General features: G+C 42.1%; 16 protein-coding genes. 6 read left to right on the forward strand and 10 right to left on the reverse strand.

Annotation, left to right across the window (positions count from 1 at the left end; genetic code table 11):
• Positions 1 to 15: 15 nt before the first annotated feature.
• From EHS13_RS34400 to EHS13_RS34410, 3 genes are all read right to left on the reverse strand, one after another.
• Positions 16 to 1,053, reverse strand: a complete 1,038-nt coding sequence (locus EHS13_RS34400; protein ID WP_155704731.1) for a GGDEF domain-containing protein — start codon at positions 1,051 to 1,053, stop codon at positions 16 to 18.
• A 160-nt stretch (positions 1,054 to 1,213) separates the two neighbouring features.
• Positions 1,214 to 3,103 (reverse strand): ABC transporter ATP-binding protein, encoded by a 1,890-nt coding sequence (locus EHS13_RS34405; RefSeq protein ID WP_155704732.1) that lies wholly within the window; start codon positions 3,101 to 3,103, stop codon positions 1,214 to 1,216.
• Positions 3,100 to 4,827, reverse strand: a complete 1,728-nt coding sequence (locus tag EHS13_RS34410; protein WP_155704733.1) for an ABC transporter ATP-binding protein — start codon at positions 4,825 to 4,827, stop codon at positions 3,100 to 3,102. The genes EHS13_RS34405 and EHS13_RS34410 overlap by 4 nt, the downstream gene beginning before the upstream one ends.
• 161 nt (positions 4,828 to 4,988) lie before the next feature.
• On the opposite strand from EHS13_RS34410, the gene EHS13_RS34415 reads away from it, so the two are divergent.
• Positions 4,989 to 5,558 carry an FAD-dependent oxidoreductase gene (locus EHS13_RS34415; protein ID WP_155704734.1) on the forward strand — a complete coding sequence of 190 codons (570 nt, stop codon included), beginning with the start codon at positions 4,989 to 4,991 and terminating at the stop codon, positions 5,556 to 5,558.
• A gap of 76 nt (positions 5,559 to 5,634) precedes the next feature.
• Here the strand turns inward: EHS13_RS34415 and EHS13_RS34420 are convergent, their stop codons facing one another.
• The 3 genes from EHS13_RS34420 to EHS13_RS37315 all read right to left on the reverse strand — a co-directional run bounded on the left by EHS13_RS34420 (position 5,635) and on the right by EHS13_RS37315 (position 6,752).
• The gene (locus EHS13_RS34420) at positions 5,635 to 6,129 is read right to left on the reverse strand and encodes an SRPBCC family protein (RefSeq protein WP_155704735.1); all 495 of its coding nucleotides are present in this window, start codon (positions 6,127 to 6,129) and stop codon (positions 5,635 to 5,637) included.
• 2 nt (positions 6,130 to 6,131) lie between these two features.
• Positions 6,132 to 6,473, reverse strand: coding sequence for an ArsR/SmtB family transcription factor (locus EHS13_RS34425; protein WP_155704736.1), 342 nt, complete (start codon positions 6,471 to 6,473; stop codon positions 6,132 to 6,134).
• 153 nt (positions 6,474 to 6,626) lie between these two features.
• Entirely contained in the window at positions 6,627 to 6,752 is a 126-nt protein-coding gene (locus EHS13_RS37315; protein WP_264373567.1) for a hypothetical protein, read from the reverse strand.
• 225 nt (positions 6,753 to 6,977) lie between these two features.
• On the opposite strand from EHS13_RS37315, the gene EHS13_RS34430 reads away from it, so the two are divergent.
• On the forward strand, positions 6,978 to 7,667 hold the full coding sequence (locus EHS13_RS34430; protein WP_155704737.1) for a response regulator transcription factor: 690 nt from the start codon (positions 6,978 to 6,980) through the stop codon (positions 7,665 to 7,667).
• On the forward strand, positions 7,648 to 9,045 hold the full coding sequence (locus EHS13_RS34435; RefSeq protein WP_155704738.1) for a HAMP domain-containing sensor histidine kinase: 1,398 nt from the start codon (positions 7,648 to 7,650) through the stop codon (positions 9,043 to 9,045). Before EHS13_RS34430 ends, EHS13_RS34435 begins: the two co-directional genes overlap by 20 nt.
• A gap of 87 nt (positions 9,046 to 9,132) precedes the next feature.
• Here EHS13_RS34435 and EHS13_RS34440 read toward each other — a convergent pair whose 3' ends face one another.
• Entirely contained in the window at positions 9,133 to 10,098 is a 966-nt protein-coding gene (locus EHS13_RS34440; protein ID WP_155704739.1) for an S-layer homology domain-containing protein, read from the reverse strand.
• Between the two features lie 238 nt (positions 10,099 to 10,336).
• Here EHS13_RS34440 and EHS13_RS34445 point away from each other — a divergent pair, with 238 nt between their 5' ends.
• Together EHS13_RS34445 and EHS13_RS34450 are read left to right on the forward strand one after the other, a co-directional pair.
• Positions 10,337 to 11,125 (forward strand): ABC transporter ATP-binding protein, encoded by a 789-nt coding sequence (locus EHS13_RS34445; RefSeq protein WP_155704740.1) that lies wholly within the window; start codon positions 10,337 to 10,339, stop codon positions 11,123 to 11,125.
• Positions 11,126 to 11,127: 2 nt separating this feature from the next.
• Entirely contained in the window at positions 11,128 to 12,786 is a 1,659-nt protein-coding gene (locus EHS13_RS34450) for a hypothetical protein (RefSeq protein WP_155704741.1), read from the forward strand.
• A 23-nt stretch (positions 12,787 to 12,809) separates the two neighbouring features.
• Here EHS13_RS34450 and EHS13_RS34455 read toward each other — a convergent pair whose 3' ends face one another.
• Positions 12,810 to 13,361 (reverse strand): peroxiredoxin-like family protein, encoded by a 552-nt coding sequence (locus tag EHS13_RS34455; protein WP_155704742.1) that lies wholly within the window; start codon positions 13,359 to 13,361, stop codon positions 12,810 to 12,812.
• A gap of 230 nt (positions 13,362 to 13,591) precedes the next feature.
• Between EHS13_RS34455 and EHS13_RS34460 the strand changes: the two genes are divergently transcribed.
• The gene (locus EHS13_RS34460) at positions 13,592 to 14,461 is read left to right on the forward strand and encodes a pentapeptide repeat-containing protein (protein ID WP_155704743.1); all 870 of its coding nucleotides are present in this window, start codon (positions 13,592 to 13,594) and stop codon (positions 14,459 to 14,461) included.
• A 13-nt stretch (positions 14,462 to 14,474) separates the two neighbouring features.
• Here the strand turns inward: EHS13_RS34460 and EHS13_RS34465 are convergent, their stop codons facing one another.
• Together EHS13_RS34465 and EHS13_RS34470 are read right to left on the reverse strand one after the other, a co-directional pair.
• The gene (locus tag EHS13_RS34465; RefSeq protein WP_155704744.1) at positions 14,475 to 15,203 is read right to left on the reverse strand and encodes a nucleotidyltransferase domain-containing protein; all 729 of its coding nucleotides are present in this window, start codon (positions 15,201 to 15,203) and stop codon (positions 14,475 to 14,477) included.
• A gap of 66 nt (positions 15,204 to 15,269) precedes the next feature.
• Complete coding sequence (locus EHS13_RS34470) at positions 15,270 to 15,941, reverse strand: Crp/Fnr family transcriptional regulator (RefSeq protein ID WP_155704745.1); 672 nt, start codon at positions 15,939 to 15,941, stop codon at positions 15,270 to 15,272.
• Between the last annotated feature and the right edge of the window lie 4 nt (positions 15,942 to 15,945).

Here is a 15,945-nt window from a genome sequence, read left to right on the forward strand (position 1 = left end):
TATGTATTGAGAATTTCACGCAGCCGGGGTAGACCAAACAATTTGATTTCTCCCTTGCGCTTTGGCTCTATATAATAAGCTATCCGCTTCTGCCACTAGCTCAGCGGGCTGTTCAAACTGATTCAGTACGGCGCCAAAACTCATCGTCACTTTCATTTCCTCATTACCAGCCTCCAAATGAATCTTCAAAAGCTGCTCTCTAAACTGCTGTATTAGATTATCCGCTTGTTGAAGATCCTCCATATAAAGCAGAATAGCAAATTCTTCGCCACCATATCGATAGGAGCTGCCTTTAGATTTGGGAATGCATTTCTCCAACAAGCTGCCGATTTCCTTCAAAACCTTATCACCTGCAATATGCCCATAATGATCGTTAATCAATTTAAACAAATCAATATCCGCCATTACCAGGATGAAGTTCATCTTACTATGAACAATCTCTTTTAGCTGCTCTTGAAAGCTCCGATGATTAAAAAGCCCAGTTAGGTAATCTTTTTTAGCCATATTTTCAAAATAGTTTTTGTCAGAGAAATGCTTTCTTCCCCTTGCCACAATGAAGCCGCCTAATATCCCCACCATCAGAACAAAGATATAGTTCATAACATGATAAGGAAGCCTCTCCGCTGTATAACCACCATCTGCGAAAACAATTACAGCCGAATATCCAACTTCCACGAATAAAGCAGTGACAATACCACCTGCCAGCCCCCAATAGACTGAAGCATGAAGAATAAGCAGATACGCAACCGGAAATAATGGGCTGTTCGTTCCACCTGTTAACGAAATCACAAATAATATGGCCATGTAATCAAAGATCACACCGCCCTTAGTCATATAACTATAAATGGTTGGATGAATGTTTTTACGATGTAATACCACTTCCGTCACCGTCATATATATAATCCCAAAAAACAAAAGTATGGAGAACTTAATTAGCTTATCTGTAGAGTCGTTATAGTATTCAAAAAACAGCACAATAGAAGCCACAACAAAAAACCAGCGCAGAAGCGAAAATATTATCTCCAGCTTATGATCATTGCCTAGTATATTCATTATGCCAGCTCCTAGGTAGGAAATAGTAATAATATATAGTTTATATTGTACAACCTGCTCTATTTTCTGTCTAATTCGTTTTTCATCCTTGGATTGTGAGATTTTAAAAATAAAAGCGACCCGAAGGTCGCCTCATGATGCTAACAATACCTCTCTCTAGTTAAGCTCCAACCGCAAATTGGCTATTGTACAGCTCAGTGTAGAACCCGTTCATTTCAATAAGCTCATGATGTGTGCCCTGTTCAATGACAGTACCGCCTTTCATGACGAGAATTAAATCGGCTTCACGAATTGTAGAAAGTCTATGGGCGATTACGAAGCTGGTTCTTCCTTGCATCAATTCGGTCATTGCTTTCTGGATATGCATTTCTGTTCGCGTATCCACACTGCTCGTTGCTTCATCCAGAATGAGAATCGCTGGATCCGCTAAGATAGCGCGAGCGATAGTGAGCAGTTGTTTCTGACCTTGTGAGAGGTTGGATGCTTCCTCGTTCAGTAATGTATCGTAACCTTCTGGCAATGTGCGGATAAAATGATCCGCATAAGCCGCTTTCGCTGCTTGGACAACATCATCCTCGCTTGCCCCTTCACGGCCATAGGCAATATTATCTCGTATAGTACCATTAAACAGCCACGTATCTTGAAGCACCATCCCAAACAGGTTGCGCAATCTACTGCGTTTCATATCACGAATGTCTACTCCATCAATGACAATGCGACCACCGTCAATTTCGTAGAACCGCATTAGCAGGTTGACGAGTGTTGTTTTACCGGCTCCGGTTGGACCTACGATCGCCACCGTTTGCCCCTCATGAATCTTAATTGACATGTTCTCAATAACAGGTTCTTCCGCTTTATAGCCAAACTTAACGTTCTCGAAGCTGACACTGCCGCGAGGCGAAGCAAGTGATTTCTCAACCGCTGATTCTGGTATTTCTTCCTCTTCATCCAACAATTCAAAAACACGTTCGCCTGATGCCAGCGCGGATTGTATTAGGTTGGCAATACTGGCAACCTGAGTAATCGGCATCGTAAACTGCTGCGAATATTGAATAAATGCTTGAACATTACCAATAGTAATCGCCCCTGTTGTAACAAAAACACCACCAACTACGCTGACTAGCACATAGCCAATGTTGCCGACAAACATCATCAACGGCATAATAATCCCGGAAATGAATTGTGCCCGCCAGCCTGAATCGTAAAGCTTATCATTGATCTCGGAGAATTTCTCCACGGATTTGTCCTCGTGTCCAAATGCCTTAACAATCGTATGCCCACCGTACATTTCTTCGACATGTCCATTTAATTCACCAATCGACTTCTGCTGTGAGACAAAATATTGCTTAGAGTATGAAGAGATTTTCTTAGTGATAAGAATACTTAACGGCAGTGTAATTAGAGCAATTAACGTTAGCCAGAAACTAATTGTAAACATCATTACAATTGTACCTATTAATAACACAATGTTAGAAATCAGCTGGGAAAGCACTTGTTGCGTTGTGGTCCCGATATTATCGACATCGTTCGTTGCACGGCTAAGAATCTCTCCATGTGTCCGAGAATCAAAGAATTTCAATGGCAGACGGACCAGCTTATCTTGTACATCCTTGCGCAGCTTAAAGACAATTTTCTGTGCCAAGCCGGCAACGATATACTGCTGGATAAACGTAAATAAGGCACTGACCAAATACAAGCCTAGTAACAGTAATAAGATGTTTCCAATATAATCGAAATCAATGGAGACTCCAGACGTACCTTTAAATTTCGCTATCGAGAATGTGAAGAGATGAGTCGTTACCTTCCCCATAATTTTAGGGCTAATAATTCCGAATAAAGTACTCAAAATAGCTGTGAGGAAGATGACAAAAATTTTCATACGATGCTGCTTTAAATAACCGAGAAGCCGCTTCATCGTGCCTTTGGCATCTTTAGCTTTCTGGATTGGCGCTCCTAGTCCCATCGGTCCTCTGCCGAATGCCATACCTGGCGGCGGTCCCTGCTGCTGAGTCGTTTCTTTGCGATTCGCTCCTTTGTGATCTTGGCTCATGCGCTTTCCTCCTCAGACAGTTGTGACAAGACGATCTCGCGATAAACGGTGCTGGATTGCATCAATTCACGGTGCGACCCAATTCCAGCGATTTCACCATTGTCCAGCACAATGATCCGATCTGCTTGCATAATGGTGCTCACCCGTTGGGCTACAATCAGCATGGCTGCATCTGCGGTCTCAACCAACAACGCTGCGCGAAGCTTGGCATCCGTCTTGAAATCGAGCGCTGAAAAGCTATCGTCGAATACATAAATTTGCGGCCTGCGCACAAGTGCTCGAGCAATCGATAGCCGCTGCTTCTGGCCACCGGATAAATTCGTTCCGCCTTGCGAAATCACAGCTTCATAGCCTTCCTTCATACCCGTGATGAATTCCTCCGCTTGCGCTACTTTGGCTGCCTGCTCCACTTCTTCCTGTGAAGCCGATTCTTTACCGAAGCGAATATTATCAGCAACTGTACCTGTGAACAAGGAAGCTTTTTGCGGAACATAACCTATCTTCGCCCTCAGACTTTCCTGACTCATCTTGCTAACCTCAGTACCATCCACGAGAATACTTCCACTGTCCGTATCATAGAAACGAAGCAGTAAATTCACGAGTGTCGATTTACCGGATCCCGTCCCTCCAATAATAGCCGTAACCTCACCAGAATTTGCGCTAAAAGTAATATTGCGAATCGCAGGCTGCTCCGCTCCCGGATAGCTGAAAGTAACATTCTTGAAATGTACGGAGCCTTTATCCGTAACTTCTTTATGATCGCTAGTCGAATCAATGATAACCGGCATTGTACCTAGGACTTCATTAATTCGCACAGATGATGCCGAAGCACGCGGCACCATCATGAACATCATCGATACCATCGTTAGCGAGAATAGAATTTGCCCAGCATACTGGGTAAAGGCTATTAAATCACCCACCTGCATACTCCCCGAGTCTATGCGAATACTGCCAAACCACATGATAGCGACAATCGTTATATTGAGCAGAAACAGCATAATCGGGAACATAATAGACATAATTCGTGTCACTTTAATCGCCGTAACCGTCAAATCTTCGTTGGCTGATCCGAAACGCTCACGCTCATGATCCGTACGGTTAAAGGCACGAACAACTCGTATACCGATTAAGTTCTCACGCAGCACCAGATTTAAACGATCCAATTTACCTTGCATCACCCGAAAAAGTGGAATCCCTTTAGCCGCAATCAGCACGATAACCCCAACCAGAATGGGGATAACCCCAACTAAAACTAGTGAGAGCTTAGCATCTTTGGATACCGCCATCACAATCCCACCGACAATCATCAACGGAGCACTAAGGAACATTCGCATCATCATAAAAAACACTTGCTGCACTTGAGTAATATCATTGGTAGTACGGGTGATTAGTGAAGCTGTTCCTATCTTGTCAAACTCTTGCAGCGAAAATCGCTCGACATGTGTGAACACCTTGCCACGCGTAATTTTACCAAAACCCGTAGCAATCTTGGCTGAAAGGTAGCCTGCATACACATTACAGAGCATGCCCCCAGCCGCAATCAACAGCATAATACCGCCAATTCGCCAGATGTAGCCCGAATCGCCTTGAAGAATACCGACATTAACAATGTCAGCCATAAACGTCGGTAGGTACAGCTGACCAATTGTTTGCAGAAACATCAGCAGCACAACCGCAGCAATCATCCATCTGTACGGACTTGCGAACCGAAACAATTTGAACATTAGCTTTCCTCCTTGTAAGTACTCTTTCATAACTTCAGTTTGAAATAATCATACTATATTTTTATGAACTGTTTATGAACTTCATATAATTTGATTCTTTATGAAACATTACCTATAATTATATATAGTAAGCTACTAAAATTAATTGGAGGCTGACATTTATGTATGAAATCGCAATTATTGGTGCAGGTCCCGCAGGCGCAAGTGCCGCAATCTTCTCTGCTAAGGCTGGTAAGAAAACTTTGGTATTCGAGAATAACAAAGGAATGACCAAGCATGCATGGTTCGAGAATCATTACGGCATACTAGAAATAGGCGGACCTGATTTAATTGAAATAGGTAAGCAGCAAGCCGTTAAATTCGGAGCCGAAATTGTAGAAGATACTGTACTGAATATCACCTCAACAGAAAATGGGCTGACGATTACTACGGAATCAGGCACATCCTATGAAGCTAAACACATTATCTTTGCAACAGGCGCAGCAACAGATCTAGCTGTACATATAGGCTTAGCAACCAAAGACGGCACGGAGCCAAGAATTAAAACGATTATCGATGTCGATGCTAGCGGCAAAACCAGCATTCCTGGTATTTGGGCAGCAGGCACTGTGGCAGGCGTAAGCGTACATGCGATTATTACAGCGGGCGATGGCGCAAAAGCAGCAATCAATATCATCAGTGAGCTGAACGGCTCACGTTATGTCGATCACGATATGATGAAAAAAGCTTAATTCATCCTTGCCATCACAAATAAAAACCAGTCCAAACACTAATTGTGTCGGGCTGGTTTTATTATTTATTTATCGCTCACTCAAATGTAGCCAAATATGCTTCAAGCTGATCGAACGTTCCGGTGAAGCCTTGATTCATACTATCGAACATACCACTATAGAAGCTGCGCTCTTCCTCACTTGCATTAATGGGTCCACCACGTAATGTTAGTGTCGTTTGGCCTTCATTTTCAGTGAGGGTTAGCGTATTCTTGATTTCCAATGGGATTTTACCTTCGAATGGGGCTGGAACTATATTGCCCTCTGGATCCGAAAAAGAATTGACGAATACAATTTTTTCTGGCGCTACGATTTCATGATAGACAAACTTACCCCACATTTCGAAGCCATCTGGAGCACGCATGCAATAATGGAATATGCCGCCTGGACGGAAATCCAGCTTAGAGGATTCCAATGCAAAGCCTGTTGGCCCCCACCATTTTTTGAAATGCTCAAGCTCTGACCATACCTTGAACATTAATTCCCGCGAAGCTTTGAAAGTACGTGATATGACAAACTCGTTTTCAGGCATTTTTATTCCTCCGATTTAGTTTTTTCCTTTTCTTGATCTTGCAATAGACGTAAATAATTATCGAGATTATCGAATTTCTCTTCCCAAATACGGCGGAAGGTCTCCAACCAAGTATCTAGCTCCTTAAGAGATTGAGGCCTTAATTTGTAGATTCGTTTATTTGCCATTGGCTGCATCTCAACAAGCCCCGCATCACTAAGGAACCGCAGATGCTTAGAGGTTTGGGGCTGTTTAAGCTCAAGTCGTTCAGCAATTAGACCTACAGTCAACGGTCCATCACGCAATAGTTCAACAATATCTAATCTGTTGGGTTCGGCAAGAGCACTGAAAGTCATTACATTCATAAGATCACCCTTTTCCTGAAACAGATTCTCACTATTAATATACCTAAACTGGAATATGTCTGTCAAGGAATATACTTTATAATTATAAAATAAAACCTTCTCGGAAGTTAATCGAGATTAACTTTGGAGAAGGGATATTTACACTCGCTATTCTCAAGATATTTCTTCTGGCTCTTCCCATTTTTTCGAGTAAGCTTTGTTAATTATATATATGGCAATCCACGATATTATGAAAATTGTAATAGCCGAAACGACCCAAACCCATCCAGGTACTCCCATTATATTTCCCTCCTTGTACTTACGATTAAAGCTTACCACATTCACCTGCGTTTCTACGGGGCTATTTCTGTACAATTTCCGAACAAAAAAATATTTAACTATTTATCCGTTTGACATCCCCTTGACATAAACATGAATTATGATAAAAGGTAACGATAGAGCAATCAGCTAGTTTGCGTTATACTAAGAGACATATTCTGGGTCCTATCCCTTGGAGGAACAAGCATGAAAACCATTTTAATAGTTGAAGATGAGCCTGCGATTTCTCGTGTGCTGGCTGCTTATCTACGAAAAGCAGAATATGCTTGTGAAATATGTGCGGATGGGGGCTTAGCTGTCAAGAAATTTGAAGAGCTTCAGCCAACGCTTGTACTGCTAGATGTCATGCTGCCAAGCTTGAATGGCTGGGAAGTGCTAGCTGAGATTCGCCGTAAAAGCGCTTGCCCCGTCATCCTGTTAACTGCTCGCGGTGATATCCAAGATAGGCTTACCGGCTTAGACAATGGAGCTGATGATTACATCACTAAACCTTTTATTCCAGATGAGGTTGTGGCAAGAGTTAATGCGGTTTTACGCAGACCTGTCCAATCCTTAGTGGCTTCTGGACAAAAATATTTTGGAAGCTTAAAAATTGATTTTAAAGCTCGCGAGGTTTTCTTAAATGGTGCCAGCTTAACGATCACTCCCAAGGACATCGCATTGCTTTTATTCTTAGCAGAAAACCCCAACCAATTATTTCATAGAGAACAGCTAATAGAGAAAGTCTGGGGAATCGATTATGAAGGCAGTGACCGTGCCGTGGATTTAGCGATCAAACGGCTGCGCAAATCGATGCTGCACTGGCCTCCGGAAGAAGGAGAAATCCGCACATTACGGGGAACGGGGTATCAGTTCTATGTCAACAAAGACAATTAATCGCCCCTCCATGCTAAGACATTGGACTTATCGTTATGTGATCATTTTGTGCATTGGGCTGCTATCAATTGGTCTGCTATCCTTTCTCTGGGTAAGACATTCAACGGTTCAGAATCGCCTGCAGCTGATGCAGCTGCTAGCTCAAGAGTTAGCTGAAAAGGTTACCTCTCCAGAAGGCTCCATAAAGCTGCCCAATAATTTCGGCGATTTAATTGATAGCCGACAGCGATTTTATCACATACCCGATCATGTCTCTGTAATCATTAAAAACAACAGCAATCAAATGATTTATAGCCAGTCCAATCAACCAAACATTGCGGATCCTCAAGGCGATAAGCCAGCTCAGCCCGAACCTCCTAAGGCTGCCCAATATACAGTTTCAGAGCCTATTCTCTATCAAGACACAACGATTGGCACGATAACAATAGGCCAGACCAAGAAGGCTATTACCAAAATTAATCAAGAGTCTCGCTTGCTTGCCTTACTATTAGGCGGCATAGGATTACTCGGCTGGCTGGTCATTTATCTTATCCTGCAAAAGCTAACAAGACCCATTCGAGATATTGCCGAAGCTGCTAAGAAAATTGAAGCTGGCGATTACAATATTGAGCTGCAAAATACCGTCAAAGAAAAAGAAATCTATGAGTTGCTCGTTTCCTTTCGCGGGATGGCCGTGCGGCTGGAACAGCTGGAGGACTTGCGTACAGAGCTTTTGGCTGGAGTCACGCATGAGCTGAAGACACCGATTGCCTCGATTAATGGTTTGATCCATGCCGTTCGGGACAAGATAGTTACTGGAACCGAAGCCGAGGAGTTTCTCGACATCTCAATAAAAGAAACCGAACGACTGCAGCAAATGGTTATCGCTTTATTGGACTTCAATTCGTTCGCCTCTGGCAAGATTAATGTAGAGCAGATTCAGTTTGATCTAGGCAAGCTGCTTAAAGAGATCACTTATCAGTGGAGCTTGCTCTATCAAGATGAGAACCTAGATCTGATTACAGAGCTTCCGCCGCAACCACTTTTTGCTTATGGAGACCCTAGTCGAATTCAGCAAATTATCGTCAATCTACTGAACAATAGCCGCCAAGCCCTATCTGGACAGAATCAAGAACAGATCAAAGTCACCCTGCTTACGCAATCTAGCACAATGCTGGCCATTCATGTTACGGATACTGGAAAAGGCATTCCAATCGAAGAGCAGAAGAATATTTTCGAGCGCTATTTTCGCGGCGGTAACAAGAAGCTTGCTGTTCATGGACTAGGGCTTGGCCTTACATTTAGCAGCATGCTGGCCAATGCTTTGAATGGGAAGCTTTCATTAGTAGAAAGCTCTCCCCAAGGAACAACCTTTGAGCTCCTTCTGCCTCGGATATAAAACAAAAAAGTGCCGCTTACCTCATTAAAGAGATAAGCGGCATTTATTTGCTGTTAGTTTCTGTTTCTGTTTCTGTTTCTGTTTCTATTATCTGTTAGCTTCAGGAAGTGATTCAGTGGTTACTTGCCCTTTAATCCCTTCAAATGAAGGCTCTGATGTTACTGTATATTTCGATGAAATATACGTTTCAGCCTTAGCTTCTGTAAGCATCTCTGCATACATTTTATCTGGATCTGGTTCAACCATTGAATAAGTAACAACGGCATGGCCATCTTGTGCAAAACGAATGCTGTTAATCACAATACCATACCCTGCATTTGGCTTTTCACCACGAGATAAGGTTACTTTATTTACATCGTCGCTTATTTTATCAATTTTAACTGTTACCTGTTCAGTTGGCGCTGGTGTTGGAGCTGGTGCAGCTTCATGTGTTTCTAGAAAACGAACGGTGTTGTAAACCCAAGTTGCAGCTTGTCCACGAGTAACCTCGCCTTTAGGTTCGAAATTCCCTTTCTTATCTAGCTCAGCAATTTTATATAGTACCATTCTTTGCAAGCTGCCTTGCAGATCCGGGGTAATTTGCGCTTCATCATTGAATTGAATAAACATTTTCACGGTAGGGAAGCTACCCTTCTTTTCCAATGCACGTACTAACAAATCCCCGAATTGCTCACGTGTTATAACTGCATTCGGATTTACATCCGCTGGAATTTCCAAGCCACTGTATTTAGCAATAACAAATGCATTTGCATACCAAGAATCATTGGAAACATTCGTGTACGTATCGGATGCTAAAGGTTGTTTAATAAAACGCATAGTATCTAAATTAAAATCCAAGCCTTTAACTATCATTTGAACGCTTTGTGCGTAAGTAATTTTACCTTTAGGTGCGAAGTGAAGCTTATCTATTCCGCTTACGATTCCACGATCCTTAAGAAGGTCAATCGCTACTTTTTGAGAATCGTCAACGTCGGTAAATGATGCGAATGCTGTCCCGAATGACAAGCTACCTACAAGTACAGTTGTTAGAGCTACTGATATAATTTTTTTCATTTTAGTTAATCTCCTTTTGTCTGTTTAAGTTAGTGTACTGCTCCTCTAGAGTTAACCTTTAAACGGCACTTCCCTAGAAAAGGTTGCACTTATTGTTTAAAAATAAATAATAATAGAATCGAGATAGCTAGATTGGCCTTCCATCGCACCTTGTCTTAGTGCATACATAAATGTAATAATGATTACGTAACTGTAATTATTTAGTAGAATTTTAGCTAATCTATTAAAAGGAGCACCTATGAATTCCAAAAACGAGCTAGTCATTTCTATTAACGGATTGCGCATGATGTATGGTGATACTTATGTTCTACGAGGGATCGATTTGGACGTGCATCAAGGGGAAATAATCGGCTATATTGGTCCAAATGGCGCTGGAAAAAGCACTACGATTAAAGCTATGCTCGGTTTGGTTGAAGGATATTCAGGTGAAATTCGGATATTCGGGAGCGACATCTCAAACGGGGATATTAGTTACAAAAGCAGAATTGGGTATGTTCCGGAAACAGCCGAGCTATATGATGCCCTTACAGCAAGTGAGTATTTGACCTTTATTGGTAATTTGTATGGGCTTAGTGATGAGCAAGCAGAATGGAAAGCCAAGCGTTTGATAGATTTGTTCGGTTTATCTGATGTCTATCAATCTCGCATATCCTCCTATTCCAAAGGTATGAAACAAAAGGTATTGCTTGTTTCCAGCTTGCTGCATAACCCGGATGTCTTATTTCTAGATGAGCCCCTCAGTGGTCTCGACGCCAATAGTGTGATAGTAGTCAAAGAAATTCTAGCCCAGCTAGCCCGTCAAGGTAAAACGATCTTTTATTCGTCGCATATCATGGATGTCGTGGAGAAAATCAGCAATCGCATCATCCTGCTGGATGGCGGGGAGATTATTGCCGATGGCAGCTTCGCTGAGCTTAAAGAAAAATCACAGGTTGGCTCGCTGGAAGCTATTTTTAATCAACTCACTGGTTTTCACGAACATCAGAACATTGCTAAACAATTCGTTTCTATTGTTCAAGAGGTGTAAACATGAAAGAATTTCGGACACTTAAGCTATTGGATTTACTGCAAAGCTATTTCGTGAAAATGGGCATAGACTATCCAATCATGCGCAAGCTGGTACAGGTTAAGCTGACTATGGATGGCAGAAGAGTTCCCGCCATATTCAATCAATCCACCAAAAAACGTACAGATTCAAGCGATAAGAATAATTTTATTAAATCATTGTGGTTTTATGCATTGATGGGCGGCATTATGGTTCCCTTGCTCTTCGTCGGGCAGAATTATCTGTTTCAAATGGGCTTTATCTTTGGAATTCTGATGTTCCTGGTCATGACCTCGATGATCTCGGATTTTTCTGCTGTCCTTTTGGATATTCGCGACCGCACGATCATCCTCTCGAAACCCATTAACCGTAAAACGGTCAGTATGGCCAAATTGATCCACATCATCGTTTATTTGTTCTTCTTAACAGGCTCACTATCTGCCGCTCCCTTGGTTACCAGCCTGGTCAAAAATGGCGTTTTATTCTTCTTAGTATTCGTGGTGGAAATAATTCTGCTCGATATCTTGATAGTCGTGATGACAGCCATGGTTTATTTATTGATTTTAAAGTTTTTTGATGGAGAGAAGCTTAAGGATATGATCAACTATGTCCAAATCGCTCTATCTATTGTTATTACCGTGGGGTATCAGCTAGTAGTACGTTCGTTCAACATGATCAAGTTTAATTTCGAATTCCAAGCTCATTGGTGGCAAGTATTCGTTATTCCCTTATGGTTCGGAGCCCCATTTGAATGGCTCTTGCATGGTCAAAACCAAACCCAGTTTATTATTTTCTCGATACTCGCACTCATAGTACCGTTTATAGCCCTTAAAATATACAGCAATCTAATGCCTACCTTTGAGCGATATCTGCAAAAGTTAGCCAACAACAGCATCACTAATCAAAAAGGCAACGGTTGGTTGTTAAAAATAATCTCGAAGGTCGTCTGCAGAAGCCAAGATGAACGCACCTTCTTTCGTTTTGCTATTTACATGATGGGTAATGAAAGGGAATTTAAGCTCAAGGTCTATCCCACACTCGGCTTCTCGATTATCTTTCCATTTATTTTTATTTTTAATGAATTTAAGGATAAAGGGTTGAGTGCGGTTGCAGCGGGTAATTGGTATTTAAGCCTTTACCTATGCGCTATTATGATCCCTACCGTCATTATGATGCTTAAATACTCCTCTAAATATAAAGCAGCCTGGATTTACAAAACCGTTCCGTTTCAGAATACAGCTCCCATCTTTAAGGGAACGCTTAAAGCCTTCATTATTAAGCTCCTTCTTCCTGTTTTTATAATTGAAAGCATTCTTTTCACTTTACTATTCGGAGCTAGAATTTTTCCTCATTTACTAGTCATTTTCTTGAGTATTTTGTTGTTCACCTTTATTTCATTTCGAGCATTAAGAAAAGCTCTGCCATTCTCGGAAGCCTCTGAAGCTGGGCAGCAAAACGAATTCTGGGTTATACTTGCACTTATTGTATTGGTTTCTTTATTGGGCGGAATTCATTACTTAGCTACCATACTTAACGGCGGTTTATATGGATATATGGGATTATTACTCGTTGTGAATTTCCTTGTTTGGCGGAAGGGATTTAACATCTCATGGAAGTCATTATCCGCTGATGTATTCCAATAAAAAATATGCCAGATAAGCAATTGCTAGACGCTCGAGGCTGCAAACTGTGCAATGGTTTCCAGCGGCAGATGCTCATATACCACATCGCTATAGAAAGCTTGCTGAATTCTTAGCTGCGGTCCGATTAAGAATTCAGCAGGCAGACGATTGAAATTACTCCCTTCCTCTTTAATTAACGGAAAACCTTGTTCTGCTGCATGAATAATCATTTGCCCAGTCTCGGGGTTTGTCAACATTTTCTGAATTTTTTCTGCGGAAGTCTCTACGCCATATAGCTCGTAAAGCTTTGCATGCGGGTCCGATATGATTGGAAATGGTGCCTCTCTTTGACCTACGTACGGAGCCATATTCTCAAGCGGCGATTCGAAAACTGCAATGATTTCAAACCCCTTCTGACTCCATTCCGCATATTGCTGAATCAATTGATGCACACGTAAATTACACATGGCACAAGCTGAATTGCGAAAAAAAGCCAGTAACACTTTACGCTCTGTATAACTCTGTAAGCTCACCTGCTTGCCAAACATATCCTCCACTTCAAAATTTGGCGCTGTCATTCCTGATTGTATTTTCATCTCTCGATCAACTCCTCGTTGGTTTCTCACTACCTTCCCTACTTTAGACTAAACCAGAGCACTCTTCTGTGACTAAGTCACATAACAAAGTGGTGAAAAGCGCTAAAGTTAGCTTTTATTCATTTCAGCAACAGGCTGATCCGAGGGGATCAGATTCAACAAGGATTGACGAATAGTCTATTCGGATCTACTATATAAGCTAACTATAAAACGGAGGGGGACCACAAAAAATGTCTGAGAATCACGAGTATTCAGAAGCTGTATTCGCTGAAAGTAGTCGTCGCAGCCTGCAATCCAACTGTGATAGCTGCTTCGGCTTGTGCTGTGTTGCGCTGCCCTTCGCTGCTTCAGCAGATTTTGCGTTCACCAAAGACGGCGGTCAGCCGTGTCATAATCTGCAAGCGGACTATCACTGCAGTATTCATAAAAACCTTAGGCAGCAGGGTCTTAAGGGCTGCACGGTTTACGATTGCTTCGGCGCAGGGCAAAAAGTATCCCAAGTCACCTTTGGCGGGAAAGATTGGCGGCAAGTCCCAGCATCCGCGACGCAAATGTTTACTGTGCTCCCCATTATGAAGCAATTACACGAGCTGCTCTGGTACCTGACCGAAGCGCTGACTCTGCAATCCGCTTATTCATTACATGACGCCATCCGTTCGGCTCTTGAAGAAACAGAGCAGCTCACACTTCTCAGTCCTGAAGCGCTCATAGAACTAGACATGCCAGTGCATCGAGCCAACGTCAATGAATTACTCTTAAGGACTAGCGAACTCGTGAGAGCTGAAGCCCATCATCATAATAAAAAACCTTCCGCATACCGGAAGGCCTACAACCGTGGAGCTGATCTCATCGGGGCCAAGCTCAAAGGCGCCGACCTCAGTGGTGCCAATTTGCGAGGCGCTTACCTTATTGCTGCTGATCTCAGAGGTGCAGACCTCAGAGCTGCTGATCTCATCGGAGCTGATTTTCGAGACGCCGACCTCAGTGGCGCCGACCTTACAGAAAGCATCTTCCTCACCCAAGCTCAGCTCAACGCGGCAATAGGTGATACCCAGACAAAGCTGCCACCTTCGCTCACCAGCCCATCACATTGGCAATAGCATCCAACCGAAATTAGTTGAGTTCTTCCTTTAAAGCGGGAGCGATGATCCTTGGGGTTTTCCACAGCTTATCCAGAGGTTGAACCCCACTCATTATGATCTCTTTCAGCAATAAGAGCTTTTGATACTGATTATTTAATTTCTGTTCCATTAATAAATCCTCTGCCAATTGACCAACTTCAGCGTGATGAGCTTTCAATTTTGCAATACACTGGCTTATCTTGCATTCCCATAAATTTTCTTTCTTGAAATATACTTTGATTAATTGTTCAAATGCTTTAACTAGCAGCACCCTTCCATAAGCAGAGTTTATTCGATCTTCCAGATCTAAAAACAGATCGCTTAAGTGATATAAATCGGAATCATTGATTTTATTATTTGGACCCTGGATGTAAATCTCATTAGCTCTGGCAATAACCGGTTGCACTTCACCCATGGGGTCATATAATATCTCCCCGATAGCATATCTCTGAATGTCCACTGGATTCCTTGTAATATTGAGATCATAGTAATACTGTTTAAGCGGCTTGTAGCAGCATTCAAGCTCAATCCCCTCGATCACATTTGCTGCAATTTGTATGTAAGTGTCTGTTGTGACCATAAAAACATCAAGATCCGAATTAGCATGTAAATCGTCAAGAACATACGACCCAGAGACGAATATGCCGATAACTATTTCTTCGTTTTTCTCTTTATCTAGAAACTCATTTAGAACTCTCTTATATTTTTCTTTAAGCATCATGGCTTCCTCCGTTATTTAATAAAAATAGAAGAAGCTACCTCATTGGTAAGCTCCTCCATTAATCCATTAACTAATCTCAAGCTTCTCAAGCTTACTGCGATGTACAACTCTCAAGTAGCCGCGTCCGGCTTGAATATATCCTTCTTCTTTAAAGCGTTTAAATATTCGACTGACTACTTCACGTGCCGTGCCCAGTTCAATAGCTACTTCCTCTTGGGTCATGCGTAGCACAGGCTGCGAAACCGAGGTCTTTTCAATCAGAAATTTAGCTAACCGCAAATCCAATCTCTGAAACAACACATTATGAATGAGACCTGTCAAATGTACAAAGCCATTCAAGATGTTCTCAAATATAAACTTGCGGAAATTAGGGTAAGTCTCAATCCACTTAATAAAATAACTTTTTTTCAGGAATAGCGCTAAAATCGTTGTTTCTGATGTCATAAATCCAAGGTACTCTCGTTGGCTCATCGTACTCAATACCATTAAAGAACAAACGTCACCCTCACTAATTTGGTTCATAGCTGTGGCTCTTCCGTTCTCACTCAGGTTGGTAATTCTCACTTTGCCTTGGACGATAAATATCGAATATTGTTCATAATCTACCGCACTAAAAACGACTGTTTTCTCCGCAAAATGACGCACTACGGGCTCGCATGCTTCCCATTCCTCAGAGCTGATCTCTTCAAGTACAGGGAAGACTCTGATTATTTGATCATATTGTATTTTAGTAAGCAATGAC

The sequence above is a fragment of the Paenibacillus psychroresistens genome (genome assembly GCF_009728935.1).
Taxonomy (GTDB): Bacteria; Bacillota; Bacilli; order Paenibacillales; family NBRC-103111; genus Paenibacillus_AC; species Paenibacillus_AC psychroresistens.